Source organism: Serinibacter arcticus (assembly GCF_003121705.1).
Taxonomy (GTDB): domain Bacteria; phylum Actinomycetota; class Actinomycetes; order Actinomycetales; family Beutenbergiaceae; genus Litorihabitans.
Window position 1 is genome coordinate 3,635,369 of the sequence record NZ_PYHR01000002.1, and the last position, 17,386, is coordinate 3,652,754.

Here is a 17,386-nt window from a genome sequence, read left to right on the forward strand (position 1 = left end):
AGCGCGCAGGCACGCAGGCGACCGTGGTCGTCGACGCCGGCACCGAGCTCGGCTTCGCCGCCGCGATCGTGTCCGCCGAGGCGCCGCCGCCCCGCCCCCGCCGCCCCCCGTCGTTCGCACGGTGACGTCGCGGACGCGCACGGCCCCGGCCGTCGCGAACACGAACGAGCGCGCCGCCGAGGCGACGCAGGACGCCGAGGAGGAGAGCTCCGAGCCCGTCGTGGAGGAGGCCTCCGCCCCCGCTCCGGCGATCGACGGCAGCCTCGCCTCCTCGATCGTCAACGAGGCGTTCAAGTACGTCGGTGTCCCGTACGTCACCGGTGGCGCGAGCCCCTCGGGCTTCGACTGCTCGGGCTTCGTGCAGTACGTCTACGCGCAGATGGGCGTCTCGCTGCCCCGCACCTCCAGCGCCCAGGCCGGCGCCGGCTACCGCGTCTCCGCCTCGGAGGCCCGCGCCGGAGACCTCATCTACAGCCCCGGCCACATCGGGATCTACCTCGGTGACGGTCAGCACATCGCGGCGCGCAACCACAGCACCCCGCTGAAGGCCGGCCCCGTGTACATGAGCAACCCGACCTACATCCGCGTCCTCGGCTGATCCAGGCCCCACGCGTCACGAACGGCCCGAGCCTCGGCTCGGGCCGTTCGTGCGTTCCGGGACGAGCACGAAGTCTCGCGGGGCGGCGGCCGCCCCCAGCTCCTGCCGTGCGCGACGGCGCAGCTCGGCCTCGCTCGTCCCGCTCCGGGCGCGCACCACCAGGCGCGAGCCGAGCCGGGCGTCGGACACGACCTCGAGGCGGCTCGCCACGAGGTCGCCCTGCGCCGCGAGCCAGCGGCGCACGCCCGCGAGGTCGACGTTGTGCCCGCCCACCACGGCGACGTCGTCGGTCCGCCCGCGGAGGTGCAGCAGCCCCGAGGGTCCGAGGATCGCGAGGTCGCCCGTGGGGCGGAAGCCTGAGGCCGTGCCGGCCGCCCGCCACGGCGAGGCGATCTCCAGCCGTCCGGGGGCGCCCGTCACCGCCCGACCACCGCCGTCGACCACCCGGAGCCGGACACCGAGGGCCGCCCGACCGACGGTGCCGGGCTCGGCCGCCAGGTCCGCGGGCCGCGCGATCGTCGCGGTCCCCGTCTCGGACGTGCCGAAGAAGTCGGTGACGCGCGCGCCGAGCCGCTCGCCGGCCTCCTCCGCCAGCGCGGACGCCAGCGGTGCGGACCCCGTGACCACGCTCCGCAGGGCCAGCGCCGGGGCGCCGGCCGCCGCGTGGGCGTCGAGCAGGGCGGCCAGCTGGGCCGGTACCGCCGTCAGCACCGGGCGCGGTGCTCCGCCAGGGCGCCCAGCAGGGCGTCGTCGCGACCGACGAGCACGGGGGAGCCCAGGGCGAGGGCGGCCATCAGCACCGAGAACCCGTGACCGTGCTCCAGCGGGGGAGCGATCGCCGTCACCTCGTCGCGTCGGATCCCCGACGCAGCGCCGAGGTCGAGGACCGTGGGCCACGCCGTCGCCGGCACCCCGCGCCGGACGACCGGGTGCGGTCGACCGGTCGTGCCCGAGGTCAGCATGCTCACGCGCCCCGACCTCGCCGGCGGCGGGAGGCGCAGCAGGTCGACGGCGGTCCGCGGCAGCGCGGTGTCGGCGGTCACGAGCACGCCGCGCCACCGGTCCCGGATCTCCGTGGCCAGCCCGGGCGGGGCCGACGCCCCCACGAGGGCGACGTCGACGCCGAGCGAACCCGCCGCCAGGAGCGCGGCGACGAGCCGGGCAGGACCGCAGTCCTCCAGCACGAGGGGAGCGGGAGAGCCGGACGAGGTCGCGACGGCGTGGGCGGCCAGCCGGGCGGCCTCGCCCCGCAGGTCGGCCCCGGTGTGCACGCGTGTGCCGAGCTCCCGCGACACCTCGACGAGGACGGGCCGGTCCGGCCGGCGGAGGCACGCGGTCATCACGACGCCGGCGGGCCGCCCGCGGTAGCGGGCGGAACGCACGAGGGCCGCGAGCTGGACGAGGTCCGGCCCGGCGGCGCGCAGGACGGTGACGGCGGCGACCGCGGTGCCCGGACCGTCTGGAGGATCGGGGTCACGACGGCGGCCGCGGGCTCGAGGAGCCGGCCGCGCGTTCCGTGAGGCCCGGGGCGGCGAGGGCGACGTGCGCGCCGAGCCGGATCCACCACGGCGTGATCGTCCGCGGCCGCTCGACGATCGCCCGGCAGACCCAGTCGGCGGCGTCGGCGACGCTCATGCCGGCCCGGCCGGCGTAGGTGGGCGCGCTCATGGCCGTGTGGACCAGGGGGAGCCGGATCGTCGTGGTCGCCACGCCGTCGGGGGAGAGCTCGGCGTGCACCGATCGCAGCCACGCGTCGTGGGCGGCCTTGGACGCCCCGTAGGAGGACCACCCGGGCGCGGGGACGAGCGCGCTGGCGCTGCTGAGCGCGATGAGGTGGCCCGATCCCACGTCGCGCATCGCCGCGAGGAGCGGCAGGGCGAGCGCGACCGGTCCCAGGTAGTTCACGCCCGCGAGCCGCCGGACGTCGTGGAACCGGTCGGTGGTGGCGGCGAGGCTGCGGTGGATGGAGTGGCCGGCGCCCTGCAGCAGGACGACGGGGGTGCCGTGGTCGGCGAGCACGGTCTCACCCGCCCGCCCCGCCGCGTCGGTGTCGCGCAGGTCGGCGACGAGCACGCGGGCACGGCCCCCGGTGCGTCGGATCCGTCCCGCCACCGTCGTGAGGTCCTCCACGCCCCTGGCCACGAGGACGACCTCGGCCCCGCAGGCGGCGGCCCGCCACGCCACCTCGGCCCCGATCCCGCGCGAGGCGCCCGTGACCACGACGACCCGCCCCTCGACCACCCGTCGGACGGCGGAGGGCGGCGGGCCGCCACCGGTCATCCCCGCAAAGGCGAGGAGCACGCGTTGCGCGGGACCGCGGGCGGGCTCGGGCTGCGCCTCGGGGCCGGGGGAGGTCGACACGTCCCGAGACTAGGCCGGATCGCGGACGGGTCGCGGGTGCGGTGGAATCCCGCGCGAGGTCCCGCTATGGTCAAGAAAGCGTCAAAAGGCGCGGGGAACAGGCGCGGAGAGGCACGGTGGGGACGGTGACTCAGGAACAGCACGTCCTGGTGGGGGTCGACGGCTCGGAGTCGAGCGGGTGGGCCCTGGAGTGGGCGCTCGAGGCGGCGCGGCGGCGGGGGTGGGCGCTGCACGTGCTCTGCTCGTACTCGTTGCCCTCGTTCACGGCGGCCTCGCTCGACGGCGGGTACGCGGCGCTCGACGACAGCGCGATCCGCTCCTCCGCCCAGGCCGCGCTCGACGGCGCGATCGCCCGGGCGAGCGGTCGCGGGGTGACCGTCACGGGAACGCTCGAGACCGGCGACGCTGCAGGCGCGCTCATCGAGGCGAGCGCCGCGGCCGGTCTCGCGGTCGTCGGCACGCGCGGTGGGGGCGGCTTCACCGACCGGCTGCTCGGCACGGTCTCGACGGCGCTGCCCGCGCACGCCCACTGCCCGGTGGTCGTCGTGCCGCTGCGGACCGAGGAGAGCCCGACGCCGATCGCGGCGCCGCGCAGGATCGTCGTCGGCGTGGACGGTTCGCCGAGCGCCAAGGTCGCGCTGCACGGCGCCGTCGCCGAGGCGGCCCTGTGGGGTGCCGAGCTCACCGCCGTCGCCGGCGTCCCGCTCTCGCACGGTGCGGGGATGCTCGCCTGGCTGCCGGCCGCGATCGACCGAGGCCAGGTGCTGGCCGACGTCAAGGCGGGGCTCGAGGTCATGGTGCGCGAGGCGGTGGGCACGACGGGGCTCGACGTGAAGCTGCACGCGCTCGACGGCTCCGGCGCCGCGCTGCTCAGCGAGTTCTCGACGGCGGTCGACCTCGTCGTCGTCGGCTCCCGCGGCCGCGGGGGTTTCACGGGCATGCTGCTCGGCTCCACGAGCCAGTCCGTGCTCCACCACGCCTCGTGCCCGGTGCTCGTCATCCCCGCCCGGATCGACGACCAGGGCGTCTCGCCCGTCGACCCGCCCTGGCTGCGTCGCCGTCGCCAGCAGGGCTGAGGAGGGTCAGGCCGACGCGGCGTCCTGGACGGCCAGCTGCGCCAGGTGGCGCAGGGCCAGGCGCGCCACGAGCGCGCACGAGACCGTCGCGAGCGGCCGCGTCAGCGCGGCCGGCCCGACGGCGAGGCGTACGTCGTAGGCCCAGGTCACATCGGTCGCGGAGCCGTCGTCGACGGGGGCCGCCGTGAGCACGACCGTGCCGCGGAAGACGCCGTCGACCTTGTGGTAGACGGCGCGCCGGGCACCGGAGCCCGACGTCGCGAGCCGGTCCAGCACCATGACGTCGCGCACGAACCCGAGCGAGACCGCCTCGTAGCGGTCTCCGGTGCGGGCCGGCGGAGGCGGGGCGGCGACGGTGGTGAACGGGAAGGCCCCGGCATGACGGCGCAGGTCGGTCAGCACGGCGAACGTGGTGGCGAGCGGGGCGGCGACACGGCGACGGGCGGTGGTCCAGGCGGTCACGGGTGCTCCTGCGGCTGACGAGCCCGGAGACGAGCGGTGCCCCCGGCGCGAATCGAACGCGCGACCTACCGCTTAGGAGGCGGTTGCTCTATCCCCTGAGCTACGAGGGCGGGCACTGCGGCGTGCGCCGCGGCCAGGTCAGCCTACCGGGCGGACGGGCGGGGTCACGATGTGGACGACCGGAACGACCCGACCGCCTCCGCGTGCCGCCGTGCGAGTGTGGAGGAATGACGACGACATCCCCCTCCCCGTCCTCCTCCACCTCCGGCCACCTCGGCGACCTCGGCCCGCTCGTGCTCGGCGGCAACGTGTTCGGCTGGACCGCCGACCGCGCGACGAGCATCGCCGTCCTCGACGCGTTCGTCGAGGCGGGCGGCCGGTCCGTCGACACGGCCGACGCCTATTCGGCCTGGGTGCCGGGGAACTCCGGCGGCGAGTCCGAGACCGTCATCGGCGACTGGCTGGCCGGTCGCGGCCGTCGCGACGACGTCCTCATCGCCACGAAGGTGGCCAAGCACCCGGAGCTGCGGGGCCTGGCCCGCGAGAACGTCCGCGCCGGCGTCGAGGCGTCGCTGGGCCGGCTCCGCACCGACGTGATCGACCTGTACTACGCGCACGAGGACGACGAGACGCTCGCCCCCGAGGAGATCGCGGCCACGTTCGACGAGCTCGTCGTCGAGGGGAAGATCCGCGCGATCGGGCTGTCGAACTTCACCCCCGAGCGACTGCGGGCCGTCGTCGAGGCCGGACGGTCAGGCGGGCTCACGGCCGCGGCCTACTCCCAGGACCGCTACAGCCTCGTCGAGCGATCGCTGGAGACCGAGCTCGCCCCGACCCTCGCCGACCTCGGCGTGACGGAGCTGCCGTACTCGGCGCTCGCGTCCGGCTTCCTCTCGGGCAAGTACCGCCCCGGTGTCGAGGTCGACTCGCCCCGCGCGGGCGGCGCCGGCGCGTACCTCCAGCGCCCCGGCGCCGGCGCGCTGCTCGACGCGCTCGACGACGTGGCGCGGGCCCACGCGGTGTCCCCGGCCGCCGTCGCGCTCGCGTGGCTGCGCTCGCGGCCGACCGTCGGCGCCCCGATCGCCTCGGCCCGCACCGTCGAGCAGCTGACCGCGCTGCGGGAGAGCTTCGCGCTCGAGCTGTCGGCCGAGCAGGCGCAGGCGCTCGAGGTCGCGAGCGACCAGCTCGGCTGAGCGTCCGCCGGTGGCCCGTTCGCCGGTGACGGCCCGAGAACCTGGCCGTCACCGGCGCGGGGCCGCCGCTCCGGGCCGGGGAGGGTGCGACGATGGTCGCCGAGTCCTCGCCAGGACCAGGGTGCACGCGAGCGCGCCCGCGGCGGGGAGCTGGAGGTGGGTGTGAGGCGGCACGACGACTCGGACGCGACGGAGATCATTCCGGCCGCTCCCGACCCGGTGGACGAGCCGGGCGCCTCCGCGCGCCCCGACGGATCCGACGGTGACGCCGTCGAGCCCGCGGTCCAGCCGCTCGAGCCGCCGGACGACGACCTCGACCTCGACCTCGTCGACTCCGACGTGGTCGACCCCCGGCCGACCGGGGCCGACGACGCGGCGTCCGCCACGGGCGGGTCCGCGGTCCAGGAGGCCGCCGACGAGCTCGCGGGCGAGGAGCCCGTCGCCGCCGCCCCGGCTCCCGCGCTCGAGCCCGAGCCCCGTCCGGAGCCCGAGCCCGCTCCCGCACCCCGCCCCGCCGTCCCCCTCACGCGGGACGAGGCGGTGCTGCGCGCCACCCGCGGCTGGCAGGAGTCGCTGTCGGCGATGGGCGGGGAGTCCGCCCTGCGCGACATCGAGACCCTCGCCGACGCCACGCTCGACCTGTCGGCCGCGCACCCCGGCGGCATGGCCCAGTTCCTGGCGGGCCGGCCCACCACGCTCGGGCTGCTGGTCCGGGAGCCGTCCGCCCTCGCGCACGCCCGCCGTCGCGCCCGGGCCGTGCTGGCACGCGCGGCCGAGCACCTCCACCGCTACGGCGTCACGGCGACGACGGCGGCGCTCGGCGTGCTCACGTGGACCGAGCCGGGGAGCGAGGACGGTGCCGGCCTGCTGATGCGGGCCCCCGCGTTCCTGCGCCCCGTCAGCCTCACCCTGGCCGACGGCCAGCACGAGCCGACCCTCACCCTGCACTCCCGCGCGAGCATCAACCCCGTGGTCGAGCGCGCGCTCCTCGCCGCGGGCGTCGACGTCGAGGCGCTCGTCGCCCCGGCCGTCACCGGCTCCAGCGACCTGCGCGAGGCCCTCGACGCGATCCGCGACGTCGCGGACGGCGCACTCGGCGACGTCGAGGTGACGGAGCTGATCGTCATCGGCTCGTTCGCCCACCCGGGCCAGATCCTCGCCGACGACCTGTCGGGCGGCTGGCTCACCGGCAACGACGTCATCGCCGCCCTCGCCGGTGACGAGTCGGCGCGCGCCGCGCTCGACGTGCCCCTCCCGACGATGCTCCGCGGCGACCGTGACCCCGGTACCGAGCGCGGGGTCGGCGATCTCGACCCGACGCAGCACCACGTGCTCGACGCCGTCGCGAGCGGGATCAGCGTGCTCGTCGACGCCCCGCCCGGGTCGCCCACGACGGACACGGTGGTGGCGATCGTGGCCGACGCCGCGGCGTCCGGCCGCACCGTGGTCCACGTCCCCGGCACGCGCCGTGCCGCCGAGTCGCTGCGCGGCCGGCTCGAGGAGCTCGACCTGCCCGGCCTCGTGCTCGACGCGTCCGCCGGCTCGACGCAGGGGACCGAGGTGGGCGAGCTGTTCACCTCCCGTCTCGGTGGCGACCTGCCCTCCGTCGACGCTCCCTCCATCATCCGCACGCGGGGCGAGCTCTCGCGCCTGCACTCCGCGCTCACCGCACGCGTCCTCGCCTGGCACGCGCCCCGTCCCGAGTGGGGCGTCACGGCGCACGAGGCGATGCAGGCGCTCGCGGAGCTCACCGCCGCCCGACCCGCGCCGCGCAACCAGGTGCGGCTGCCCGTCCCGGTCCTCGCCCGCCTGACGGGCCGCGCGATGGAGGACGCCAGGGGCGAGCTCGCGAGGGCCGCGACGCTCGGAGCCTTCCAGATCCGGCGCAGCGACAGCCCCTGGTACGGCGTCGTGCTGACCGACGCCGACCACGCGCGCCGCGTCGTCGACGACGTCCAGCGTCTCGCCGTCCGCACCCTGCCCGCGCTGCGCCAGAAGATCGCCGTGGCCACCGCCCAGACCGGCCTCGAGCCGGCGACCACGGTCGCCGTCTGGGTCGAGCAGCTGCGCATGCTGCAGGGCGTGCGGGCCGCGCTGGACGTCTTCCAGCCGATCATCTTCGAGCGCTCGGCCGCCGACCTGGTGGCCGCCACCGCGCCGCGCTCCGAGCGGGCCGACCACGAGGAGCTGCCCGCGGGCGTGCGCCGTCGGCTGCGCAAGGAGGCCAAGGACCTGCTGCGCCCGGGGCGCCACGTCACGGATCTGCACGGCGAGCTCGTCGCCGTGCAGGAGCAGCGCGAGATCTGGCGCATCCACTGCCCGGCGGGCGGCTGGCCGCGACTGCCCGACGACATGACGGACCTCGTCCAGGTCACGGACGAGGTGGTGACGGCGCTGGCGAACCTGGAGTCGGCGCTCCGTCCCACCTACGACGACACCGTCCCGCTCGAGCACGTCCCGTTCGAGGACCTCGGCGACCACCTGCTGAGCCTCGCCGAGGACGAGAGCGTCACGCGCGCCCTGCCGGAGCGGACGGAAGCGATCACCCGTCTCGACGGCCTCGGGCTCGGCGACCTGCTGGACGACCTGGCCGCCCGGCGCGTGCCGCTCGCGCTGGTGGCCGCCGAGCTCGATCTCGCGTGGTGGTCCAGCGTGCTCGAGCAGATCCTCGCGTCCGACCCCGCGCTGCGCGGCGCGACCACGTTCGGGCAGGACGTCGAGCGCTGGCGCGAGCTCGACGTCGAGCAGGTCGCCTCCCTCGTCCCGCCGGTCCGGCTGGCGACGGCGACGCACCTGCGCCAGGTCGCCGTCACGCACAAGGACGCCGCGCGCGACCTGTTCCGCGCCGCCGATCAGGCGCGGCGCGGTCTCGCCGGGTTCGACCTCCGCACGGCCCGGACGCAGCACGCGCCGGTCGCGGCGGCCGTGGTCCCGTGCTGGAGCGTGCCCGCGATGCTCGTGCCGCAGGTGCTGGACCAGACCGAGCGCGCGGACCTGCTCGTCCTCGACAACGTCCAGAACCTCACGACCGACCAGGTCGTCGCGGCCATCGGGCGGGCGCGTCAGGTCGTCGTCGTCGGTGACGTTCGACGCGGAGGGACCGGGGTGGTCGCCGACCTCGCCGCCGTCCTGCCCCGGGTCGAGCTCGACTCCGAGCGCACGGACCGCGACGAGCACCTCACCGCCTTCCTCGCGACGCACGGCTACGAGGGCGCGGTGTGCCGGGTGCCCGGCCCGCCGGGTCCGTCGCTGATCCGGCTGGACCTGGTCGACGGTCGCGGCCTCGCCGCGCACGGCGGCGTCGTGGAGACCGTGCCGGCGGAGGTCGAGCACGTCGTCGACCTCGTCATCGAGCACGCGCTGACCAGCCCCGAGGAGAGCCTCGCCGTCGTCGCGCTGAACCCGCGCCACGCCACCCGGATCCGGGAGGCCGTCGCGCAGGCCGTCGCCGAGGCGCCCGCGGTCGCCACGTTCTTCGACCCGGCGGCGATCGAGCCGTTCGCCGTCGTCGACGTCGAGCAGGCGGCCGGCATGCGTCGCGACAGCATCGTGCTGAGCGTCGGTTACGGCAAGTCGCTGCACGGACGGGTGATCCACCAGTTCGGCGCCGTGAGCTCGCAGCACGGGGTCTCGCTGCTCGTCGACGCGATCGACGCGTGCCGGGGCCGGCTCGTCGTGACCAGCTGCATCGCCCCCTCCGAGCTCGACTCCAACCGGTTGCGTGCCAGCGGCTCGCGGATGCTCGCCGACCTGCTCGCCTTCGCAGCGGCCGGGGGCGACATCGAGGTCGAGACGGGGGAGCGGGAGGGGTCGCCGGACCCGCTGCTCGTCGACCTCGCCGACCGGCTGTGGCGCATGGGTCTGACCGTCGCGGCGGACTACGGACCCGACGGCGGCGTGCGGATCCCGCTCGCCGTGGGCCACCCGCACCTGTCCGAGCAGCTCGGCGTGGCGATCCTGTCGGACACCGACGTCTACGTCTCGACGCCGAGCCTGCGCGTGCGCGACCGGCACTGGGTCGAGCGCCTCGAGCGCCGCGGGTGGGACGTCGTCGTGCTCGCGTCGCTGGACGTGTTCCTCGATCCCGACGCCGCGGCGCAGCGCGTGCTCGACGTCGTCTCCGACCGGGTCAGGGCCCGCGGCGGCTCCGCAGAGCTCACGCCGAACGTCTCGCCGCCCCCGCTCGTGGAGGAGGAGCACCCGATCGAGGACGACGTCGTCGATCCCGACGCCGTGGCGGTGCCCGCCGTCGGGGGGGCGGACGTCGAGGCCGAGGCCGAAGCTGCGGCTGAGGCCGAGGCTGAGGCCGACGACGTGGACGTGGACGGGTCGAACCTGCCGGACGGCACCGCCGACGAGGTCGACGGCAAGGACGCTCCGGAGGTGTCGACGGCGGTGCTCGGGGCGGTTCCGGCGCAGCCCGTGACCGAGGGCGGAGCGGCGGAGGAGCCCGGCGGGACCGGGGCCGCCGAGGAGTGCGACGACGAGAGCGCTCCGGCGCCCCGCACGCCGGAGACGGCCGCTCAGATCGTCGCCTCGCAGCCCGTCATCCCGGAGCGCGCGTGGGAGGACGACGACCGCGCCTGGGGCGACGGTGGCGGCGACGACGAGGACCGCATCCTGCGGGAGCGCCCGCCCCACTGGGGCTGAGAGACAGACAGCAGCGGCCGCCCGGCTCGAAGCCGGGCGGCCGTTGCTGTTGGTCGTGCAGGTGGCGCGGGGTCAGCCGCGCACGGTCACGGGCGAGGCTTCGCCTGCGAGGCGAGGAGGTCGCGGATCTCCTGCAGCAGGATGACGTCCTCGGCCGGGGCCGCGGGCTCGGGCTCCTCGCCCTGCTTGCGGCGGGCGGCGAGCGTGTTCAGCGGGAGCACCACGATGAAGTAGATCGCGGCGGCGACGATGAGGAAGTTCAGCAGCGCGGTGAGGACCATGCCGGGCATGATCGCGGCGTCGCCGAGCGAGATCGTCCAGATGTTGTCGAGGTTCGGCTTGCCGAAGATGCCGCCGATGAGCGGGTTGATCAGACCCTCGACGATCGCGGTCACGACGGACGTGAACGCGGCGCCGATGACGATGCCGACCGCGAGCTCGACCGCGTTGCCGCGGGAGATGAACTCCTTGAATCCGTTGAGGAATCCGGAGCGCTCGCGGATCGCGTTCGTCGCCTTGTTGAAGTTGTTGCTGGGGGTGGTCATGGTGCCTCCTGGGTACGTGGAGCGTGGTCAGTCCCCCGTCCCGAGGGCGACGGTCAGGGAACCGCCCGCACTGGCGTCGAGGACGAGAGTAGCGACCTCCTGCGGAACCGCCAGCAGGAGCAGCGTCCCGGAGTGTTCGCCGCCGCCGAGCACCGAGGTCGTCGTCTCCTCCCGGACGGCCGCGACGAGGCGCGCCCGATCCGTCAGCAGGGTCGAGCCGGCGCCCGTGGCGGAGACCAGGTGGAGCGGCGTCGCCGTCGGGAGCAGGTCGGGCACGGCCGGGTCCGCCAGCCGAATGGGAACCACCAGCTCGCCGTCCTCGGCGAAGGACCACGCGCCGCCGTCGACGAGGTCGGAGGGCACCAGGGGGACGCCCCGACCCGCCGGATGGGCCAGGCGGTGCCCGACGGCGTCCGCACCGAGCCGGAGCGCGGCGGCCGGCGCAGCGGAGACGGGGATCGAGACGGTGCCGACGTCGGCGTCGGCCAGCAGGTGCCCGGCGGGGAGGTCCGCCGTCGCGACGACCAGATCGACCGACGGCGGGGGCGCGGGACGCAGCGCGCCGAGCGCGGACCACGCGGCGACGGCGACGAGGAGGGCGACGAGCGCAGGACGCCAGCGCCACAGGATCGAGCGCAGGCGTCGCCGCCGGGATGAGGTGGTGATCGCCGTCGTCATCGGCCGACGGTAGCCAGGGACTCGCCGACGCAGCCCTGCGAACGGGCGCCGATGGGGACGAACGCACGCGGCGCGGTCCTGGGGACAGCGCGCGCCGGGGAATCAGCTGGAGGCGGCCTTACCGGGGCCGGACGTGCCGCTCGACGACGACGAGGCGCCGCCCGAGGTGGAGCCGGAGCCCGTGCTGGGGGAGGGGGTGCTCGGCTTGGACGTCTCACCCTTGGAGGACTCGCCCTTGGACGACTCGCCCGAGGACGACCCGCTCGTGGAGGAGCTCCCCGAGGACTCGCTCGACGTCGACGTGCCGCGGGAGTCGTTGCGGTAGAAGCCCGAACCCTTGAAGACGACGCCGACAGGGGAGAGCACCTTGCGGAGCTTGCCCGCGCACTCGGGGCAGACCGTCAGGGAGTCCTCGGTGAAGGACTGGTAGATGTCGAACGCGTGCCCGCACTCCGTGCAGCGGTAGGCGTAGGTCGGCATGGGGCTCCTCGGCGTCAGTCCGGCCGACGGTCCGTCGGCTGGCACTCTCTCGATCCGAGTGCCAATTCTACGCCGTCACGCGGGAGGCAGCGGCCACGACGAGGTGGGCGTCAGCACACCGCGCACCGGGATGTCGTGCGGTGCGCGGGGGAGGGTGGGGTGGTGGGCCTCGCCGTCGTACACGACGCCGTAGACGGAGGCGTCCGGGTCGGCGTGGAGGAGGGCGCGGTCGTACCAGCCACCGCCGAGTCCCAGCCGCACGCCGTCGTCGTCGATCGCGAGGGCGGGGACGAGGACGAGGCGGGCGCGGCCCAGCGCGGGCGCCTCCTCGCAGGCCCCCCGGGGCTCGAGCGGCCGCCCCGGCGCGAGCTGCGCGAGGTCGTCGGTCCCGGTGAACACGCCCCAGCACCGGTCGAGCGCAGGACCCAGCACCGGGACGAGCACCTCGAAGCCGGCCGCGTGCAGCGCCTCGAGAGCGGGCAGCGTGCCGGGCTCGTGCCGGCGCGAGACGTAGGCGGCGACGGTTTCGCCGGCCTCGAGGCCGAGAGCGGCCGCGAGCTCGATCGAGCGTCGGGCGATCTCGTCGGCGCTTGAGGCGAGCGCGCGGGCGTCGAGCTGGGCCCGGCGCTCCTTGATCACGGCACGGAGGTCGTCCTTACGGTCCTCGAGGAGCTCGATCGCGAGGATCGAGTCCGCGGAGGAGTGCGGGTCGGCCAGGAGGTCCGAGGCATCTGCCGTGGCAGGGGTGGACAGGGTGGGGGCGTCGTTGCCGGTCACCCGACCACTGTCGCACGGATCGATGCGGACCCGTGAGCACCGCGTTTCCGACCAGCCCGTGGACGCGGCCGAGGTGGCCGCTAGGGTGAGCGCTCATGTGGCCGACGCGACTCGTGGAGGGCGACCTCGTGCTGCGGCCGCTCCGCCGACGGGACGCCAAGGAGTGGGGACGCGTCCGAGCCCGGAACGCCTCCTGGCTCGCGCCGTGGGAGGCGACGCTGCCTCCTGGATCGCCGGTCTCGCCCCTCACCTTCGGGCAGTACGTGCGGGAGGTGAACCGCCAGGCCAGGACCGGCGTCTCGCGCCCCTGGGTGATGGAGCACGCCGGCGCGATCGTCGGTCAGGTGACCGTCTCGAACATCACCCACGGTTCGCTCAGCTCGGCCGCGATCGGTTACTGGATCTCCCGCGACGTGGCCGGTCGCGGACTCACACCGCTCGCCGTCGCGATGGCGGTGGACGACTGCTTCTTCTCCCTCGGGCTGCACCGGGTGGAGATCAACATCCGGCCCGAGAACCGGGCGAGCCTGCGGGTGGTGGAGAAGCTCGGACTCCGGGACGAGGGTCTGCGGCGCGCGTACCTCCACATCCAGGGGAGTGGGCCGACCATCGGACCTTCGCACTCACGGTCCGGGAGGCACCGGAGGGCCTCGTCCCCGTCGCCCGGGCGATGGCACGGCCCGCGGTCGGCTAGGGCCCGCTTACAGACGGAGCGGTCGGACGCGATCTCGGGACCGGTTGCCGACACGCCCGGCGACCTGCGCCGTCGCGTGCAACCCCGCACCTACCGTCTACCTCGTGAGTTTCGCCGGGTACGTCATTGCGGCGGCAGTCATGCTGATCCTGGGTTACCTCGTGCCGTCGCTCGTGCGACGGCGCCAGGCGGCCGGTGACAGCTGCGTGGACGACCGCTTCTCCCAGGAGCTGCGGGTCGTGGCACGTGGCGGTGCCGGGGGACGACCCCGCCAGGAGACGCGACTGCCGAGCACCAGGGCCCTCGTCGTCTCACCGTCCGTCCCAGGCCCGCGAGGTGAGGAGCTCACCGTGAACCGTCCCACCGGGATGGCAGACCGCCGAACCGCCAACGAGGCGCGTCGCGTGGCGGCGGTTCGTGCTGCCCTCGCCGCACGCCGAGCAGAGCAGGCCGCCGCAGCGCGGCGCCGTCTCGTGCTGACCGTGGCGCTCGTGCTCGTCTCCGGAATCTCCTGGGCGGCCGTCGCGCTCGCCCAGTTCTCCTTCCTGCTCGCCGCCTTCCCGACGGTCGTGCTCGCAGCGGTGCTGTGGCTCGGTGTCCGGACGGCGAGGGCCGAGCGTGCGGAGTGGGCGCAGGTTCCCACCAGCCTCACCGAGCCGCGGGCGACCCGCGCCGCGGGTCCGACCTACTCGCCCTCGCAGCTGCGCTCGCACCTGTCGGCCGAGGGCGCTGCGCGTCCCGACGCCGCCCCGAGCGACGCCGCGGCCGGCCGACTGAGCTGGCAGACGGACGACGTTCCCGTGGAGGTCCCGGTCGAGGCCGAGCCCGAGCCGGTCGAGGTCGTGGCCGAGGTCGAGGAGCCGGCGGTGGCGGGGTCCTGGACGCCCGTCCCGGTGCCGGTGCCCACCTACACGCTGAAGCCGGTCGCGGTGCGCCGCGAGGCTGCTCCGTACGAGGCTCCCGTCGCGCCGACGACGGCGGAGGCCGACGTCTCCCTCGAGGTCTCGATCGACGAGGGCATCGATCTTCGGGCGGTCCTCGCCCGGCGCAGGGCGGTCGGGGCCTGAGCGGGGCCGGACGCGGCGTACGAGCCGCGTCCTTCCGCCGATTCGGCTCAGGACCGTCCGAGTGTTAGTCTTGATCCCGCTCAACCGGGGGTAACCCGAAGAGCATCGGGGCATTGGCGCAGTTGGTAGCGCGCTTCGTTCGCATCGAAGAGGTCAGGGGTTCGAATCCCCTATGCTCCACCCGCAGTACGACAGCCTGTCCGGCTCAGCCGGGCAGGCTGTTGTCGTTCCTGGGGAGGCCGGGGGTGTCGGGGGATCGGGGCCGATCCCAGAGGTCCGAGGTGTGGTCCGGGACCGGACGTGGCGCAGCGGTGGTCGGGTCTCGAGCTCGCGGTTCCGGTCGCCGCGGGCGGGGGTTCCCCTCTCCGGGGCGGTGACCGGTTTGCCGGCGGTCGGCGCTCGACGCCCGGACCGCAGGACTCGGACGGCTGCGACCACTGCGCCCGCCGGGTACCGAGATCACGGCGACCATCGAGCATCCAGACCGCTGCGACGGGGCAGCGCGTTCGGTGCGGCGGACGAGTCCTCTGGTGGGGGAGCGCATCAGTGGGGGAGCGCATCAGTGGGGGAGCGGATCCGCAGGGGGACGCACCAGCAAGGTAGGGGCCGCTCGAACCGCAAGGCGCGGCCGGACCTGACCGCGAACGTGGCGATCCCCCGAGGCCCAGGCGGCCATCGTCAGGCGGGTGCGTGAGACTGGCTCCAGGTGGTCGCCACGGCCCGGCCGAGCTCGCCGACGCACCGGGCCAGCGAGCGGGAGCCGGCGTCGAGGCGTGGCGGAACCCAGTGATCACGCCGATTTGCCACATCGGTCACCCTGACGTAATGTTCTTGTCACACGGGGAAGCGAGCCGGACCGAGAGGGCCGGGGCTGACCGTGAATCCCAAGCGAAGAGCCGCTGAAGCGGTTCCACTGTCGCGGGGTCACCCTTGAGCTGGATCTGGTCAGGCCGTTGGTTTGACGGAGTGGCTTGGGGGGTGTAAGTTGGAGAAGTTGCCCCGGTTGGTCCGGGCCCCAGGGTTTGGGGTGTGGATGGACTGGTGTGGTGTGTTGTTTGAGAACTCAACAGTGTGTTTGTGAACTTGATGCCATTTGTTGGCCGGGTTCTGTGGCGCGGTCCTTCGGGGCATGCGTTGTGGGGTTTGGTTGACTGTTTTTGTTTTGCCGGGCGTCATGGCTTCCTTTGGGGGTTGTGGTTGTTCGGGTTTTTGCTTGGATCATTGTCGTTAAATGATTCCCGTCGTGCTTTCGGGTGTGGTGGGGTTAGTTTTTGACGGAGAGTTTGATCCTGGCTCAGGACGAACGCTGGCGGCGTGCTTTACACATGCAAGTCGAACGATGATGGGGTGCTTGCATTCCTGATTAGTGGCGAACGGGTGAGTAACACGTGAGTAACCTGCCCCAGACTCTGGGATAACTCCGGGAAACCGGGGCTAATACTGGATATCACTTCCTGATGCATGTCGGGTTGTTGAAAGGGTTTCTGGTCTGGGATGGGCTCGCGGCCTATCAGCTTGTTGGTGGGGTGAAGGCCTACCAAGGCGATGACGGGTAGCCGGCCTGAGAGGGTGACCGGCCACACTGGGACTGAGACACGGCCCAGACTCCTACGGGAGGCAGCAGTGGGGAATATTGCACAATGGGCGAAAGCCTGATGCAGCGACGCCGCGTGAGGGATGACGGCCTTCGGGTTGTAAACCTCTTTCAGTAGGGAAGAAGCTTTCGGGTGACGGTACCTGCAGAAGAAGCGCCGGCTAACTACGTGCCAGCAGCCGCGGTAATACGTAGGGCGCAAGCGTTGTCCGGAATTATTGGGCGTAAAGAGCTCGTAGGCGGTTTGTCGCGTCTGCTGTGAAATCCCCAGGCTCAACTTGGGGCGTGCAGTGGGTACGGGCAGACTAGAGTGCGGTAGGGGAGACTGGAATTCCTGGTGTAGCGGTGGAATGCGCAGATATCAGGAGGAACACCGATGGCGAAGGCAGGTCTCTGGGCCGTTACTGACGCTGAGGAGCGAAAGCATGGGGAGCGAACAGGATTAGATACCCTGGTAGTCCATGCCGTAAACGTTGGGCACTAGGTGTGGGGTCTGTTTCCACGGATTCCGCGCCGTAGCTAACGCATTAAGTGCCCCGCCTGGGGAGTACGGCCGCAAGGCTAAAACTCAAAGGAATTGACGGGGGCCCGCACAAGCGGCGGAGCATGCGGATTAATTCGATGCAACGCGAAGAACCTTACCAAGGCTTGACATACTTGAGAAGCCACCAGAGATGGTGGTCTCTTTGGACACTCATGTACAGGTGGTGCATGGTTGTCGTCAGCTCGTGTCGTGAGATGTTGGGTTAAGTCCCGCAACGAGCGCAACCCTCGTCCTATGTTGCCAGCACGTGATGGTGGGGACTCATAGGAGACTGCCGGGGTCAACTCGGAGGAAGGTGGGGATGACGTCAAATCATCATGCCCCTTATGTCTTGGGCTTCACGCATGCTACAATGGCCGGTACAAAGGGCTGCGATACCGCGAGGTGGAGCGAATCCCAGAAAGCCGGTCTCAGTTCGGATTGGGGTCTGCAACTCGACCCCATGAAGTCGGAGTCGCTAGTAATCGCAGATCAGCAATGCTGCGGTGAATACGTTCTCGGGCCTTGTACACACCGCCCGTCAAGTCATGAAAGTCGGTAACACCCGAAGCCAGTGGCCCAACCTCTTGTAGGGGGGAGCTGTCGAAGGTGGGATTGGCGATTAGGACTAAGTCGTAACAAGGTAGCCGTACCGGAAGGTGCGGCTGGATCACCTCCTTTCTAAGGA

The 17,386-nt window shown here is 73.2% G+C and carries 14 protein-coding genes, 2 tRNA genes and 1 rRNA gene; 8 read left to right on the forward strand and 9 right to left on the reverse strand.

Annotation, left to right across the window (positions count from 1 at the left end; genetic code table 11):
- Nucleotides 1-121 precede the first annotated feature (121 nt).
- Nucleotides 122-598, forward strand: a complete 477-nt coding sequence (locus tag C8046_RS16155) for a C40 family peptidase (protein WP_109230329.1) — start codon at nt 122-124, stop codon at nt 596-598.
- A gap of 15 nt (nt 599-613) precedes the next feature.
- Here C8046_RS16155 and C8046_RS18535 read toward each other — a convergent pair whose 3' ends face one another.
- The 3 genes from C8046_RS18535 to C8046_RS16165 form a co-directional block, all read right to left on the reverse strand.
- On the reverse strand, nt 614-1,309 hold the full coding sequence (locus tag C8046_RS18535; protein WP_158277244.1) for an AMP-binding protein: 696 nt from the start codon (nt 1,307-1,309) through the stop codon (nt 614-616).
- Nucleotides 1,303-1,980 carry a hypothetical protein gene (locus C8046_RS18540; RefSeq protein WP_158277245.1) on the reverse strand — a complete coding sequence of 226 codons (678 nt, stop codon included), beginning with the start codon at nt 1,978-1,980 and terminating at the stop codon, nt 1,303-1,305. Before C8046_RS18540 ends, C8046_RS18535 begins: the two co-directional genes overlap by 7 nt.
- Before the next feature lie 91 nt (nt 1,981-2,071).
- Nucleotides 2,072-2,959: an SDR family NAD(P)-dependent oxidoreductase gene (locus C8046_RS16165; RefSeq protein ID WP_109230331.1), complete on the reverse strand. Its 888-nt coding sequence runs from the start codon at nt 2,957-2,959 to the stop codon at nt 2,072-2,074.
- A 125-nt stretch (nt 2,960-3,084) separates the two neighbouring features.
- Between C8046_RS16165 and C8046_RS16170 the strand changes: the two genes are divergently transcribed.
- Nucleotides 3,085-4,035, forward strand: a complete 951-nt coding sequence (locus C8046_RS16170) for a universal stress protein (protein ID WP_109230994.1) — start codon at nt 3,085-3,087, stop codon at nt 4,033-4,035.
- Between the two features lie 6 nt (nt 4,036-4,041).
- Here C8046_RS16170 and C8046_RS16175 read toward each other — a convergent pair whose 3' ends face one another.
- The gene (locus tag C8046_RS16175) at nt 4,042-4,497 is read right to left on the reverse strand and encodes a hypothetical protein (protein ID WP_109230332.1); all 456 of its coding nucleotides are present in this window, start codon (nt 4,495-4,497) and stop codon (nt 4,042-4,044) included.
- A gap of 37 nt (nt 4,498-4,534) precedes the next feature.
- A tRNA-Arg gene (locus C8046_RS16180) sits at nt 4,535-4,607 on the reverse strand.
- Nucleotides 4,608-4,724: 117 nt separating this feature from the next.
- Here C8046_RS16180 and C8046_RS16185 point away from each other — a divergent pair.
- Nucleotides 4,725-5,690 carry an aldo/keto reductase gene (locus C8046_RS16185; RefSeq protein ID WP_109230333.1) on the forward strand — a complete coding sequence of 322 codons (966 nt, stop codon included), beginning with the start codon at nt 4,725-4,727 and terminating at the stop codon, nt 5,688-5,690.
- A gap of 162 nt (nt 5,691-5,852) precedes the next feature.
- Entirely contained in the window at nt 5,853-10,340 is a 4,488-nt protein-coding gene (locus C8046_RS16190; RefSeq protein WP_109230334.1) for a hypothetical protein, read from the forward strand.
- Between the two features lie 86 nt (nt 10,341-10,426).
- On the opposite strand, the gene mscL is transcribed toward C8046_RS16190, so the two are convergent.
- The 4 genes from mscL to C8046_RS16210 all read right to left on the reverse strand — a co-directional run bounded on the left by mscL (nt 10,427) and on the right by C8046_RS16210 (nt 12,820).
- Nucleotides 10,427-10,885, reverse strand: a complete 459-nt coding sequence (gene mscL / locus C8046_RS16195) for a large conductance mechanosensitive channel protein MscL (protein ID WP_109230335.1) — start codon at nt 10,883-10,885, stop codon at nt 10,427-10,429.
- A 27-nt stretch (nt 10,886-10,912) separates the two neighbouring features.
- A complete protein-coding gene (locus C8046_RS16200; RefSeq protein ID WP_109230336.1) occupies nt 10,913-11,563 on the reverse strand; it encodes an SAF domain-containing protein in 651 nt (216 codons plus the stop codon).
- Nucleotides 11,564-11,665: 102 nt separating this feature from the next.
- Nucleotides 11,666-12,043, reverse strand: coding sequence for an FmdB family zinc ribbon protein (locus C8046_RS16205; protein ID WP_109230337.1), 378 nt, complete (start codon nt 12,041-12,043; stop codon nt 11,666-11,668).
- Nucleotides 12,044-12,118: 75 nt separating this feature from the next.
- Nucleotides 12,119-12,820, reverse strand: a complete 702-nt coding sequence (locus tag C8046_RS16210) for a 5-formyltetrahydrofolate cyclo-ligase (protein ID WP_199224503.1) — start codon at nt 12,818-12,820, stop codon at nt 12,119-12,121.
- A gap of 95 nt (nt 12,821-12,915) precedes the next feature.
- Here C8046_RS16210 and C8046_RS16215 point away from each other — a divergent pair, with 95 nt between their 5' ends.
- The 4 genes from C8046_RS16215 to C8046_RS16230 all read left to right on the forward strand — a co-directional run bounded on the left by C8046_RS16215 (nt 12,916) and on the right by C8046_RS16230 (nt 17,379).
- Nucleotides 12,916-13,713 carry a GNAT family protein gene (locus C8046_RS16215; RefSeq protein WP_328587614.1) on the forward strand — a complete coding sequence of 266 codons (798 nt, stop codon included), beginning with the start codon at nt 12,916-12,918 and terminating at the stop codon, nt 13,711-13,713.
- Nucleotides 13,619-14,581, forward strand: coding sequence for a hypothetical protein (locus C8046_RS16220; protein WP_146197195.1), 963 nt, complete (start codon nt 13,619-13,621; stop codon nt 14,579-14,581). Before C8046_RS16215 ends, C8046_RS16220 begins: the two co-directional genes overlap by 95 nt.
- 107 nt (nt 14,582-14,688) lie before the next feature.
- Nucleotides 14,689-14,761: transfer RNA gene (locus tag C8046_RS16225), tRNA-Ala, on the forward strand.
- Between the two features lie 1,091 nt (nt 14,762-15,852).
- Nucleotides 15,853-17,379: ribosomal RNA gene (locus C8046_RS16230) — 16S ribosomal RNA — on the forward strand.
- Nucleotides 17,380-17,386 lie beyond the last annotated feature (7 nt).